The 13689-nt window shown below is 44.3% G+C and carries 10 protein-coding genes; all 10 read left to right on the forward strand.

The window, feature by feature from the left end; translation table 11 throughout:
* Positions 1-747 precede the first annotated feature (747 nt).
* The 10 genes from ELZ11_RS06005 (at position 748) to ELZ11_RS06050 (ending at position 13677) form a co-directional block, all read left to right on the forward strand.
* The gene (locus ELZ11_RS06005; RefSeq protein ID WP_137356476.1) at positions 748-1965 is read left to right on the forward strand and encodes a ParA family protein; all 1218 of its coding nucleotides are present in this window, start codon (positions 748-750) and stop codon (positions 1963-1965) included.
* Positions 1966-1972: 7 nt separating this feature from the next.
* Positions 1973-2950 carry a ParB/RepB/Spo0J family partition protein gene (locus ELZ11_RS06010; protein WP_137356477.1) on the forward strand — a complete coding sequence of 326 codons (978 nt, stop codon included), beginning with the start codon at positions 1973-1975 and terminating at the stop codon, positions 2948-2950.
* A gap of 94 nt (positions 2951-3044) precedes the next feature.
* A complete protein-coding gene (locus ELZ11_RS06015) occupies positions 3045-5093 on the forward strand; it encodes a tRNA(Met) cytidine acetyltransferase TmcA (protein WP_137356478.1) in 2049 nt (682 codons plus the stop codon).
* Between the two features lie 292 nt (positions 5094-5385).
* Positions 5386-5661 carry an STAS domain-containing protein gene (locus ELZ11_RS06020; RefSeq protein WP_137356479.1) on the forward strand — a complete coding sequence of 92 codons (276 nt, stop codon included), beginning with the start codon at positions 5386-5388 and terminating at the stop codon, positions 5659-5661.
* A gap of 9 nt (positions 5662-5670) precedes the next feature.
* Positions 5671-6030 (forward strand): response regulator, encoded by a 360-nt coding sequence (locus ELZ11_RS06025; RefSeq protein ID WP_137356480.1) that lies wholly within the window; start codon positions 5671-5673, stop codon positions 6028-6030.
* An 80-nt stretch (positions 6031-6110) separates the two neighbouring features.
* The gene (locus ELZ11_RS06030; protein ID WP_137356481.1) at positions 6111-8246 is read left to right on the forward strand and encodes a chemotaxis protein CheA; all 2136 of its coding nucleotides are present in this window, start codon (positions 6111-6113) and stop codon (positions 8244-8246) included.
* An 84-nt stretch (positions 8247-8330) separates the two neighbouring features.
* A complete protein-coding gene (locus ELZ11_RS06035) occupies positions 8331-8798 on the forward strand; it encodes a chemotaxis protein CheW (protein ID WP_374939807.1) in 468 nt (155 codons plus the stop codon).
* A gap of 3 nt (positions 8799-8801) precedes the next feature.
* On the forward strand, positions 8802-9266 hold the full coding sequence (locus ELZ11_RS06040) for a chemotaxis protein CheW (protein WP_137356483.1): 465 nt from the start codon (positions 8802-8804) through the stop codon (positions 9264-9266).
* An 8-nt stretch (positions 9267-9274) separates the two neighbouring features.
* Positions 9275-12829, forward strand: a complete 3555-nt coding sequence (aer2, locus tag ELZ11_RS06045) for an aerotaxis transducer Aer2 (RefSeq protein WP_137356484.1) — start codon at positions 9275-9277, stop codon at positions 12827-12829.
* Complete coding sequence (locus ELZ11_RS06050) at positions 12814-13677, forward strand: CheR family methyltransferase (protein ID WP_137356485.1); 864 nt, start codon at positions 12814-12816, stop codon at positions 13675-13677. Before aer2 ends, ELZ11_RS06050 begins: the two co-directional genes overlap by 16 nt.
* Positions 13678-13689 lie beyond the last annotated feature (12 nt).

Below are 13689 nucleotides of genomic sequence, written 5' to 3' on the forward strand. Positions count from 1 at the left end.
TCATCTATTGGAACTGACCGAGTGCATAGTACTGTATCTGGACATGACACCGAATACTTACGAAAGCATGATCAGGTATATGGTGTGTAAATGTATTTCAGTAATGCGTTAGTTTGATTTGTGTATTGAGGTCGTGCTTTTCGAGATAAAGTCCCAGTCTATCTACATTCCTCCGTAATTTGGCTATAAAAACTCATGCTTCCGGAAGTGTAATTAGCTTGATCATTTTTCCGATCAAGGATCCCTCTATCTGTGATCTTACTAACCTCCAGTGTTCGCGCTATTTCCCTTGATCATTCTTCCTTATTGTTCGTTTTCTTGCCGGTTTGTGATTTTGTCGGTTCTTGATCATGTTTCCGTGGCTGACTAGCTTTTGTTGCTAGATAAGCAGAGTTTGCCTTAGCAAGCTTGGAAGAGAGAGCGATACTCACGGATAGACAATTTGCTGTAAATATAGTCCAAATCACATTTACCGTAGTTGGTGAAGAAATTTCAATCGTTCCGGTTAATTTTCTTGTATTTAAATTTACAATGTAAATAAGTGATGCTGTAACACTTTAAATCTGTTCGATTTTGGGTCTCATTATGAAGGTGAAATTGGTCCCTGAATATTGGTATATTCATCAATAAGACCACATATGCTCATTTTTATGTGATTTCGCTCATAAATGTATGTTCAGCTTTTTATTGTATTTGGTTGTGTTTGTTGTACAATCTGTCTTTAGTTAATCATTACGGAAATTGGCAATGAAAAGAGAACAAACGATTGATAATCTCTATCAATTAGCCGAACAGACTCAGCAAGTTCAGGCAGATCGAATTGAGATTGTTTTGGAAGAGAGAAGCGACGAGCACTTTCCTCCGATGTCTAAAGCTTTAATGGAAACACGTTCTGGCTTGACTCGCCGTAAACTGGATGACGCTATCAGCAAGCTTGAAGCGGCCGGACATCAGTTTACAAAAAACAATGCCAATCATTATTCGATTTCATTAGAAGAAGCCCACATGCTTATGGACGCCGCTGGCGTTGCTAAGTTTCATGAGCGTAAGAAACATGGTGACAATAAACCATGGATTATTAATGTTCAGAACCAGAAGGGTGGTACCGGTAAGTCGATGACAGCGGTTCATTTAGCGGCTTGTCTTTCATTGAATTTGGATAAACGCTACCGTATTTGTCTTATCGATTTAGATCCACAAGGCTCTTTACGTCTGTTCTTGAACCCGCAAATCAGCGTTGCGGAGCATGAGAATATCTACTCTGCGGTTGATATCATGCTGGACAACGTTCCAGAAGACCAAGAAGTTGATGCGGAGTTTTTACGTAAGAACGTATTGTTGCCAACTCAGTATCCGAACCTGAAAACTATTTCTGCTTTCCCAGAAGATGCGATGTTCAACGCCGAAGCGTGGCAGCACCTTTCTCAAAATCAGTCGTTAGATATTGTTCGTCTGCTTAAAGAAAAGCTGATTGACAAAATTGCCGACGATTTTGATGTCATCATGATTGATACTGGCCCACACGTCGATCCACTAGTATGGAACGCGATGTACGCATCCAATGCTTTGCTGATCCCATGTGCGGCAAAACGTTTGGACTGGGCTTCAACAGTGAACTTCTTCCAGCACCTTCCAACGGTTTACGAAATGTTCCCAGAAGATTGGAAAGGGCTAGAGTTTGTACGTTTGATGCCAACCATGTTTGAAGATGACAATAAGAAGCAAGTTTCCGTTCTTACTGAGATGAATTACCTATTGGGTGATCAAGTTATGATGGCGACGATTCCACGTAGCCGTGCATTCGAAACTTGTGCTGATACATACAGCACAGTCTTTGATTTGACCACTAGTGATTTCGAAGGTGGTAAGAAAACATTGGCGACAGCGCAAGACGCGGTACAAAAAAGTGCGCTGGAACTTGAACGTGTATTACACAGCAATTGGTCTTCATTGAATCAGGGGTAATTAGACTATGGCAATTAAAACATCTGACTTGAATGCAAAGCTTTTTGGTAAAGCCAATAAACGTCGTGTAGTTACACCGCAAGAAGCGCAAACAGCTGCGAAAGAACAGGCGCAGGTGATTGAATTATCTGTTGCTGGTGAAGAGCTAGTATCGTTTGAGCTAGTCCGTATTCCGGCAGATCAAATCGCGAATAAGACAGTAGTCTTTGCTGATAATGCTCGTGAGCAGTCTTTCTTAAATGAGCACGCTCTATCTGATGTATTGACGACATTACGTGAGCGTGGGCAACAATACCCAGCAGTTGGCCGTAAAGCAGAGAACGGTAAGATTGAAGTTCTCGATGGTAGCCGTCGTCGTATGTCTTGTATCTTGGCGGAAAAAGAGTTCTTAATTTACGTTGCTGAAGGCATTAATACCGAGCACGCTAAATTCCTTTCTGACGTGGCGAATGCTCATAAGCCTTTATCTCTTTATGAGAAAGGTAAAGAGATGCAAGCTAAATTGGAAAGTGGCGAAGCTGAAGACCAAAAAGCTCTGGCGAAAATGTTTCAGTGTAGTGAAGCTTTGGTAAGTGGCGCCCTTAAGGCCGCTGATTTACCGTTGGAGCTATTACAAGCATACCCAAATGTGAGCGACTTAGGCCGACCAACCATCGTGAAGTTACATAAGCAGTTTGCAACTTTAGATGAAGATCAGCAGCAAGAGCTATTGAAAAAGTGTGCGAACACCGAAGGATTTGTGTGGCAACGTAGCCAAGCTCAAGGGGTTTCTCGTCTAACCAAAGAGGTGACTGAAACTATTGAATCTTGGATTCTAGAGTTGGCACCTGCGCCAGTTAAAGCGCCTTCAAGCAAAGTCGACTTAGTTAAAGGCCGTGCAACTTATAGCCGTAAAGGTTCAAACTTAGCATTGAACTTAAAGAAAGTTGATGACGCGACCATGAAAGAAATCTTGGCGTTTGTAGAGTCAAAGTTAGATTCATAGTTTTACGTTAGATACTCTCTTCCTCTAAAGCCGCCTTGTGCGGCTTTTTCTTTAGCTGTGCTACCATGTCCGCATCGCAACATTGGGCATCGTTATGAACTCTTCAATTTCTTACCTTCTTCAACTTTCCAAAATCGCTAAACAAAATCGTCACCGTTATGGTGTTGTGGTTAATGGCGAGGACATTTGGCAACAGTCTCTGGTTCAGAGCGTTATCGACACTTATTATGCCGACAATATTTTTCAGATTGGTGGCGCTGCATTTAACGGCATAACACAAGTCGCGATGAAGAAGGGGCAGGGATTGCTTGGGCGAGAATGCCAACTTTTGATTTGTGATTGCCGAGAAGGTTTTGATGCGAATGGGTTTAGTGCTGCATTAGGTGCCTTGGTTGGGGGAGGAGTATTACTGATTTTGCCTCCCAAAATGTCGTCTGATTCCATCGAGGCGGATCAACACTGGCTTCATTCGCACTTCAATAAGCTTTATCAAATTATTCAAAATCAAGCTGCTCCTGAACTTCCTGACTTGGAAGTGGTTAGAGATAAAGAAAGCGATATCTTTGAACAGCAGAAACAGGCTGTCTCCTTAATTCATAAAGTAGTGACTGGCCATAGAAAGCGTCCTTTGGTGGTTACAGCGGATCGCGGCCGTGGAAAAAGTAGTGCATTAGGTATCGCGGCTGCGCAGCTTCTACAACAGAAGCCTTATCGTATTTTGATCACCGCATCGTCTTCTAAATCTATTGCACCTGTTTTCGAACACGCGAACAACCTTTTACCTGATTCTGAATTTGTGAGTGCTAATCATCTCCGTTATCAAGCTGGTGAGCTTAAGTTTGTCGCACCAGATGAGTTACTGAGAGAAGCGTATTCGTGCGATTTATTGCTGGTTGATGAAGCGGCATCGATTCCATTGCCTATGTTGAAGAGTATGGTTGAGCGTTATCACCGCGCGGTATTTTCAACAACCGTTCATGGCTATGAGGGAAGCGGTCGTGGCTTTGGGATCAAGTTCCAAACTTGGCTATCTGAGCAAAGACCTGGCTGGAAAGCATTTCAGATCGAGCAACCTATTCGATGGGCAAGTGGAGACCCACTAGAAGCTTGGCTATTTGATGCGTTTCTTTTGAATTCAGAAATCGATGAAGAGTTGAATGCTGCTTCTGTTTCTGAAGGCTCACTCACTTGGCGAGTATTAGAGCGCACTGATTACCTGCAATCACCTGAACTACTAAAGCAGTGCTTTGCGCTGTTGGTCAATGCACATTACCAAACATCGCCAAATGACCTAATGCAGCTATTGGCGAACCCTGACATGAAACTTCATGTTTTACTAAGCCAGCAAACTTGTATTGGCTGCGTTCTGTCTGTAGCTGAAGGTAATTTAGAATCAGGTTTGATACAAGATATTCAGCTAGGTAAACGTCGCCCGAGAGGTCATCTTGTTCCTGCGTTACTCGCTAATCATATCGGTATTAGTGAAGCGGCAGAGCAATCTTGTTTACGTATTATGAGAATTGCTGTCCATCCAAACTTGCAGAGAACGGGGATTGGCAGCGACATGATAAAACGCGTTCGACAATCTGCAACACAATATGATTACCTTGCCACCAGCTTTGGTGCGACGAGCGAGTTAGTGACATTTTGGACGAACAATGGATTTAGCAGTCTGCATTTGGGGCACCAGCGAGATCAGGCGAGTGGCTGCCATTCACTGGTAATGGTCGATGCGTTGTCCGAGCAAGCGCAATTGTGGTGTGAAGCTGCGGGTCACGAGTTCACTGATAGCTTCCAGTATTTACTATCAAGTTCATTGGCTACATTAGAGACCGAAATGGTGAGAGCGCTACTCTCGGTTTATCCACAGTTGGCTCTCAAACCTAACCATCGACTACTTCTCGAAAACTACGCTTCCGGGGGCAACAGCTTTGACAGTATCGCTTCTATGCTTGAACGCTTAATTCTGTCGCTTAAGCAGAATCAAAGAGAATGGGTGAGTGATCTACTGATAAAGAAAGTGATACAGAAGCAGCCTTGGCATGATTGTATCCATCACTTTCAGTTTTCAGGTCGTAAGCAAATTGAGCAAAAGTTAAGGCAAGACATCATATACTTACTTCATAATTTACACTGTAAATAAGCCCTTAATCTCCAATTAAATTTACAGTGTAAAGTGAACGAAAGATTTACACTGTAAACTGACCAAATCTCATAGCCTTACAACATTTCTCTTCAAACCTTGACTAATCACTACTGATAAATCCTTTTTCATAACGTGTTGTTTTTATTAGGCCAGAGTTTCGGCTAAACCACTTGTTATTTGAAGGGGTATTTAATTTTACTATCTATTTGATAAATCAATATTCCTATCTACACTCAAAGATAAGCAACACCGTCATATTGGCTAATAATAATAAAGTAGCAGGATTAACATGGAATGTGTGCTAGAAGAGTCCCTTGAGATCTCTACTGTTCTCAACTCTAAAGATAAATACCTAGAATGGCTTAAGCAAGATAGTCCTATCTCAATTGATGCCTCTCAAGTGGTACGTGTCGATACCGCAGGCCTTCAAACCCTAGCGTCACTTTTCAATTCAGCTAAACGTGCCGGTTTAGATATCAGTATGACAAACACCTCTTCGGTATTAACCGATGCGATTGTATTACTGAATCTAGAGAAACAGTTTTACTCCGAAAAGGAACTTTGAGGGTTATATATGAAGAAAATCCTAGCAGTCGATGACTCAGTATCTATTCGTCAGATGGTTAGTCACACCCTAAAAGATGCAGGCTATGAAGTGGAAACCGCCAATGACGGCAGTGATGCTTTAAGAAAATCGAAAACCACCAAATTTGATGTCGTCATTTCGGACGTCAACATGCCAATCATGGGCGGCTTCGATTTGGTCCGTGCAATTCGTGGTATCCCCCATTACAAGTTTATTCCCATTTTGATGCTGACGACCGAAACCAGCACCGAGAAAAAACAGGAAGGGAAGTCGGCGGGTGCAACGGGGTGGTTAGTAAAACCGTTTAATCCCGAGACTTTGCTCAAAACGCTAAAACGAGTTTTATAGCTGCATCAGGTTTATAACTGCAATAGTTAGGCGCCTCACAAACAAAATCAAAAATATGCTCCATCAGGGTAGGGATGATTATGGCTTTAGATATGGACCAACTAAGGAAGATGTTCTACGAAGAATGTCGTGAAAACTTAGAAGTGCTTGAGGAAGTACTGCTAGAGCTAGACCCTACCTCCACCGATATTGAAACCATTAACACCATCTTTCGAGCGGCGCATTCCATTAAAGGAGGAGCTGCGACGTTTAACTTGTTTGATATCAGTGAATTTACGCATTCGGTGGAAGCCTATCTCGATCTAGTTAGAAACGGTGAGTTGTTCCTTACTAAGGCGAGCGTGGATGTTCTACTAAGAAGCTGTGACTGTATTAAGAACATGCTTGAAGGGCACGAGAGCAATTCTGAGGTTGATGCTGATTTCAAAGAATCAGTGAACGTTGAACTCAAATTACTGCTAGATGACACGCAAGCGACAAATGAATCTCCAAGTACTGATTCTCCTGCAGTTGAAGATATTCCCGCCACTGATCCAGCTACCAAGTCTCCTTCGGAAGCGTCTCCTTGGGCAGTGGAGTTCATCCCTCATTCTGAGATTTTCTTCAGTGGTAATGACCCGCTACGCATCATTAGAGAAGTGAAAGACCTCGATCCTAATGTCAGCATTCAATGTTTAACTCCTGAATTGCCAGAGCTTCATGAAATCGAGTCAGAGCTTTGTTACTTAAGCTGGTCATTTATTTTGGCTGCGGATATCGAAAAGGACGACATTCTCGAAATATTTGAGTGGGTTGAAGATGAATGTGATTTAACGATTGAAAGGCTGATTAGTGATGAAGTCTCTGTATCTGATGAAGGCTCAGAGGCTTCACAGCCTGAACCAGTAACGAAAGAAGAGAATGAACCTAAGACAGATGTCGTAGCTGAAACCTCAGCTACACCAGCCAAGTCTGAACCGGAAAATAAACCTGCCGCCGCAAATAAACCTGCGAAGACAGAAACTGGCGTTAGCTCCATTCGAGTCGACATCGATAAAGTGGATGGCTTAATTAACTTAGTTGGTGAGCTGGTGATCACTCAATCGATGCTTACTGAAATAGGCAACGATTTCAGTGTCGATAAATTAGAGAAACTGAAAGCAGGGCTCGACCAACTTCTCCAAAACAGTAAAGACCTTCAAGAGAATGTATTGAACATTCGAATGCTACCGATGAGTTTCGCATTTAGCCGATTCCCACGTTTAGTTCGTGATTTGTGTGGCCGCCTTGAAAAAGAGGTGGATCTGCAAATCCTCGGTGAAAATACCGAACTCGATAAAACCGTATTGGAACGCATTGTCGACCCATTGGTGCACTTAGTGAGAAACGGTATCGACCACGGCATTGAGCTTCCAGAACAACGAGTACAAAGCGGAAAACCTGAAATGGGCGTCATCAAACTAGATGCGTTTCACCAAGGCGGCTCCATTGTTATTGAAGTGGAAGACGACGGTGCGGGAATCAACTGCGATGTGCTGTGGGAAAAAGCGAAGAAGAAGGGCGTGGTAGCGGAAGATGCCCGCCGTGAGGAGATGACCGACAAACAAGTGGTAAACCTAATTTTCGCTCCGGGCTTTTCAACCGCAGACGAAGTTTCTGATATCTCAGGGCGTGGCGTTGGCATGGATGTGGTGAAACGAAATATCGAAGAGCTAGGCGGCCATATTGAAGTGGAATCTAAACTCGGCAAGGGCAGCAAATTTACCATCAGCCTGCCGCTGACGTTAGCGATTCTCGATGGGCAATTAGTCCGAGTCAGTGGGGAAGTGTACATCATTCCTCTGCTTACGATCATTGAATCGATTCAAATTGACAAAGACTGCGTCAAGCACGCATCGGGTGGGGTCGAGCTTTATCGTCTACGTGATGAAAATATTCCTATCGTACGTTTACAAGATGAATTTGAAATGGGCGAAAGCGGTGACCTACAAGACCGAATACTTTGCTTTGTAGAAGCGGCTGGAAATCGAGTTGGTTTACTGATTGATGAATTGCTCGATCAGCAGCAAGTGGTGATTAAGAGCTTAGAGTCGAACTACAGCAAAGTGGCAGGCATTTCAGGCGCGACTATTTTAGGTGATGGTTCGGTGTCTTTGATATTGGATATTCAAGGTTTGATCACCTCGTTCTTAGATAAGAGTAGAGACTCAGCGACGAAAAAAGGCATTGCGGCTTAACAGCGGCAAGCGATAAGACACTTAGTTTAGGAGTGGAAAATGGAAGCCGTTCCCGAAGCAGAAAAAGAGCAAGACCCGAATAACATGATGAGTGCGGAAATCAGCGAAAACGCTGATTTCCTGAGTTTTCGTTTAGACAAAGAATTGTATGGCGTGGTGATTCAAGACGTCGAGGAAATTCGAGTGTGGGAACGTCCAACACCGATCCCTCGTTCACCAAGCTTTGTCAAAGGGGTGATCAACCTACGCGGAATGATAGTGCCAATCGTTGACTTAAGAGCTCGCTTTGATATTGGCGAGTGTGATTATCTGCCAACAACCGTGGTGTTAGTCCTAAGAAGCTCAAACGGTGAATCTGAACAGTTAATGGGCTTGGTAGTGGATGCGGTGTCCGATGTGGTCAGCCAAGGCGATAACGATTTGTATCCCTCGGTTGGCGAATCGAGTATTGGCCCATTCATTCAAGGTTTGCTCAATGTGGATGAGCAAGTGATGTCACTCCTCGACACTGAAGAATTATTGAATATCGATCTTATCTTAAAGGCAGGGTAAAGCATGGAAGCGGAAGAGTACTTGAGCTTTATATTGGAAGAAGAAGAGTATGCAGTCCCTATTTTAGACGTGCGAGAAGTACGTGGCTGGAGCGATGTGCGCACGGTGCCTAACTCGCCTGATTTTTTAATTGGCGTACTCGAAATTCGTGGTGAGTACGTGCCTATCGTGGATCTTAGGATGCGATTTAATCTTAAGCCTGCCGTGATTAATGCGACCACCGTCGTGATTGTTCTTAATGATACCAATAAACACCCTTTGGGCATCATTGTGGATGCGGTTGCTGAGGTATACGCCTTAGAACCAACTGCCATCAAACCTGCTCCGCATATGTCTCTTACCTTAGATGAAAGTTACATCAAAGGAATAGCTTCAGAGGCTAATGGGCACCTAATTATTATTAATCTTGAAGCTCTGTTTGATGTTAATGAGCTAACTAACTCGTCAGTAGAAGAAGCGCTAATGTGAGGTAATTTATGTCATTCTGGAATAGAAGAAAGGAACCAGTGGCGGCTTACACGTCACCTGTACAAGATACATTAATGGAAGAAACTCCAGCGGAAGAAGAAGGTCTTTCCAAAGAGCAGCTACTTTCGGCATTGGGCGCGGCACAAACGGCGCTGATGATGGTAGACAGAGAATTTAACATCACTTATGTCAATGAGCGTTCGATTCAGCTACTGAAAACTCATGAGACTTTGTTTCAATCGGTATGGCCGTCATTTCGCGCCGATAAAGATTTTCTCGAAGGTTTCTGTATCGATGGTTTTCATGCCAACCCTCAACATCAAAGACAGCTTCTTTCTAACCCGGCTAACTTACCTTACACCACCACCATCAATGTCAAAGATGTGCTTTTAGAGCTTAATGTGGGCGCGATCATTGACGCGAATGGCGAGTATACGGGCAATACTTTGGAGTGGAATGACGTAACTGAACTGCGAGCGCAAGAAAATAATGTCGCGCGTCTTCAAGCCGCTGTCGACCAAGCACAAACTGCGATGGTGATGATTGACCGCGATTTCTTGATCACTTACGCGAACCAAGAAACGATATCACTGTTCAAAAAACACGAAGCGACATTACGAACCGTATGGTCAGGATTTACCGCCAGCGAAGAATGGTTGATGGGCCGCTGTATTGATGAGTTCCATAAGAACCCTGCTCACCAAAGACAAATGCTGAGCACGCCAGACAACTTGCCATACACCACAGATATCTCGATCGCTGACCTTAAAATTGAGCTCAACGTCGCCGCAATCATTAATGCGCAAGGCGAGTATGTGGGTAATACTTTAGAATGGAAAGATGTGACGGAAGAGCGTATTCGCGAAAATAACGTGGTGCGTTTGCAGTCGGCAATCGATCAAGCACAGACCGCGATGGTGATGATCGACCGTGATTTCTTGATCACCTATGCCAACCACGAAACCGTCGCTCTGTTTAAGAAACATGAAGCTACGTTGAAAACGGTATGGCCTGGATTTACCGCCAGCGAAGAGTGGTTGATGGGGCGTTGTATTGATGAGTTCCATAAGAACCCTGCTCACCAAAGACAAATGCTGAGTACACCAGATAATTTGCCGTATACCACAGATATTTCGATTGCTGACCTGAAAATAGAATTGAATGTTGCGGCGATCATCAATGCGCAAGGCGAGTACGTAGGCAACACATTAGAGTGGAAAGACGTGACGGAAGAACGTATTCGCGAAAATAACGTGGTGCGTTTACAGTCGGCTGTCGACCAAGCACAAACAGCGATGGTGATGATCGACCGTGATTTCTTGATCACCTATGCCAACCACGAAACCGTCGCTCTGTTTAAGAAGCATGAAGCGACGTTGAAAACGGTATGGCCTGGATTTACCGCCAGCGAAGAGTGGTTGATGGGGCGTTGTATTGATGAGTTCCATAAAAACCCAGCGCACCAAAGACAGATGCTGAGCACGCCTGCTAACCTGCCGTATACCACAGATATTTCAATTGCTGACCTGAAAATAGAATTGAATGTTGCGGCGATCATCAATGCGCAAGGCGAATACGTCGGTAACACTTTGGAGTGGAAAGACGTAACTGATGAACGTATTCGTGAAAATAACGTAGTGCGTTTACAGTCGGCTGTCGATCAAGCACAAACAGCCATGGTGATGATAGATCGCGATTTCTTAATTACTTACGCTAACCATGAAACGGTCTCCTTGTTTAAGAAACACGAAGCGACGTTGAGAACGGTTTGGTCTGGCTTTACTGCGACAGAAGATTGGCTAATGGGCCGCTGTATTGATGAATTCCACCGTAATCCTGCCCACCAGCGACAATTATTGTCTGACCCTAATAACTTGCCGTACACCACAGATATTGCCATTGCGGATCTCAGAATTCAGCTCAACGTTGCTGCAATCATGGACGTGGATGGAAACTATATTGGTAATACGCTTGAGTGGCAGGATGTAACAGAAGAGCGTGCTAAAGAAGCCGAGATTGGCCGCCTAGCTTCGGCAGTAGAAGGGATGACGACTAACCTGATGATGGCTGATGAAGATGGCATTATCCAGTACCTCAATCCTTCGCTTTCTACGCTATTAAAATCAAGAGAGCGAGATATTCAAGCTGAATTACCGAGCTTCGATGCGTCGAACCTGGTTGGCAAGAACATTGATATCTTCCATAAGAATCCAGCTCACCAACGTGGCATTATCGCCAACCCTGACCGACTCCCTTTCTCATCTGATATTAAAGTCGGCGCGTTAGAGTTCAACTTAACCTGTATCGCCATGCACGATGCTTCAGGCAATTACATGGGCCCAGCTTTGCAGTGGATAGACATTACCGAGCAAAAAGACGGCCAACGCCAAGTTGAAAGCTTAATTCAGAAAGCAACCGCAGGTCAGCTTGATGAGCGAATTGACACCTCGGTTTACAGCGGATTCATGAAGGAATTGGGCGATGGGATCAATGGCTTGCTCGACACCTTAGTCGATCCACTTGGTCAGTGTATTGGAGTCATGAGTAAAGTGGCTGATGGCGATCTGAAAAGCACCATGTCCGATGAACACCAAGGCGAATTTGGCCGCTTAGCGGAAGCGGTGAACACGTCGATTCTCAACATTCGTAATATGGTAGAGAAAATCACGACCTCGTCGGCTCGAGTCGCGACTGCGTCTACTGAGATTGCAGATGGTAATAATGACTTAAGCCAACGTGTTGAGGCGCAAGCATCCAACCTTGAAGAAACGGCAGCCAGCATGGAACAAATGACGGCGACCGTGAAACAGAACGCGGATAACGCGAAAGGGGCGAATGATCTCTCTGACGATGCGGCTAAGAAAGCGGGCAAAGGCGGTGAAGTGGTTGGTCAGGCCGTTGAAGCAATGGCTGAAATCAACAGTGCCAGTAAGAAGATTGCTGACATTATCGGCGTGATTGATGAAATTGCTTTCCAAACCAACTTGCTAGCATTGAATGCTGCAGTAGAGGCGGCACGTGCGGGTGAACAAGGGCGTGGTTTTGCGGTTGTTGCGGGTGAAGTTCGTAACTTGGCACAACGAAGCGCAGCAGCAGCGAAGGAGATTAAAGGCTTAATCAAAGACAGCGTAGAAAAAGTGGATGAAGGTTCGCGCTTAGTTGATGAGTCGGGTGAAACCCTGAACGACATCGTGGACGCAGTTGCTCGCGTATCTGAGCTGATTCGACAAATCGCTGAATCGAGTATTGAGCAATCAACGGGTATTGACGAAATCAACCGTGCCATCACCACTATGGATGAAATGACACAGCAAAATGCGTCTCTGGTAGAAGAAACCTCGGCTGCAAGTCAATCGCTACGCTCTGAAGGTAAAGAGCTACTGAACCTAATGAACTTCTTCAGTACTGACAGCAATGTTGCTCAATACGGAAGTAGCGCGCCAAGCCAATCTACGGTCTCTCCAATGAAGCCAAGAGCAAAAGTGAGCGAGCTTAAGCACAGCAAGGTGGTTAATTCGGGGCTTAAGCTTGGCGAGGATGGTGATGAATGGGAAGAGTTCTAGCGAGAGCTTCGACAGCCATGGAGATAGATGGAGCAAGAGAGTTTGAATTAACCCGTAAGGACTTTAAGTTCATACAGTGGTTCATTCATAAAAATGTTGGCATCCATCTTACGGATCAAAAATATGCCATGGTGTATGGCAGGCTGAGCCGTAAGCTTCGTGAAAAAGGGCTAGTTCGTTTTGTTGATTATCGTGAGTTAATCGAACACTCAGAGCAGGACAAGATGGAGTTCATCAATGCTCTGACGACCAATAAAACGGCCTTTTTCCGCGAGCAGCATCACTTCGATTATCTCGAAGAGAAGTTACTTCCTAAGTGGAAAGCCGAAGGTCGAAAAGAGATTCGCATTTGGTCAGCAGGCTGCTCGACAGGTGAAGAGCCTTATAGCTATTTGGCATCGTTAAGCCATAAAGGTGCGTTCGATAACTTCGAACGTGTCTCTTTGCTGGCGACAGATTTGGATACCAATGTATTGGCTCATGCTAAAGAAGCCATTTATGACGAAGAGTCTTTGCCTAGTATTCCAAACCGTTATTTGAAAAAGAACTTTGTGAAAGGAAAGGGCGAGTTTCAAGGTAAGTTCAAATGTGCCAATCGGCTACGTGAGCATGTGACGTTTAATCAGCTTAACTTGCTCGGTGATTGGCCAATGAAAAAGAAATTCGACCTTATCTCTTGTCGCAATGTGATGATTTATTTTGATAAAGAGACACAGAAAAAGTTGATAGACCGCTTTCACCACCAGTTAGTGGATGATGGCACCTTATTTATTGGGCACTCGGAAGGGGTTGGAAGTGATTGCCAAATATTTCGCCACCTAGGCAACACTATTTACCACAGGTTATAGCCATGCATTATT

Origin of the sequence: Vibrio profundi, from assembly GCF_005281835.1 — a bacterium.
In the GTDB taxonomy this organism is placed as follows: Bacteria; Pseudomonadota; Gammaproteobacteria; order Enterobacterales; family Vibrionaceae; genus Vibrio; species Vibrio profundi.

Excerpts from the sequence above, each read along its gene's own strand:
- ELZ11_RS06040 (WP_137356483.1), top strand. The coding sequence starts at position 8,802 with ATGGAAGCGGAAGAGTACTTGAGCTTTATATTGGAAGAAGAAGAGTAT.
- ELZ11_RS06010 (WP_137356477.1), top strand. The coding sequence starts at position 1,973 with ATGGCAATTAAAACATCTGACTTGAATGCAAAGCTTTTTGGTAAAGCC.
- ELZ11_RS06050 (WP_137356485.1), top strand. The coding sequence starts at position 12,814 with ATGGGAAGAGTTCTAGCGAGAGCTTCGACAGCCATGGAGATAGATGGA.
- ELZ11_RS06015 (WP_137356478.1), top strand. The coding sequence starts at position 3,045 with ATGAACTCTTCAATTTCTTACCTTCTTCAACTTTCCAAAATCGCTAAA.
- ELZ11_RS06030 (WP_137356481.1), top strand. The coding sequence starts at position 6,111 with ATGGCTTTAGATATGGACCAACTAAGGAAGATGTTCTACGAAGAATGT.
- ELZ11_RS06020 (WP_137356479.1), top strand. The coding sequence starts at position 5,386 with ATGGAATGTGTGCTAGAAGAGTCCCTTGAGATCTCTACTGTTCTCAAC.
- ELZ11_RS06005 (WP_137356476.1), top strand. The coding sequence starts at position 748 with ATGAAAAGAGAACAAACGATTGATAATCTCTATCAATTAGCCGAACAG.
- ELZ11_RS06035 (WP_374939807.1), top strand. The coding sequence starts at position 8,331 with ATGATGAGTGCGGAAATCAGCGAAAACGCTGATTTCCTGAGTTTTCGT.
- aer2 (WP_137356484.1), top strand. The coding sequence starts at position 9,275 with ATGTCATTCTGGAATAGAAGAAAGGAACCAGTGGCGGCTTACACGTCA.
- ELZ11_RS06025 (WP_137356480.1), top strand. The coding sequence starts at position 5,671 with ATGAAGAAAATCCTAGCAGTCGATGACTCAGTATCTATTCGTCAGATG.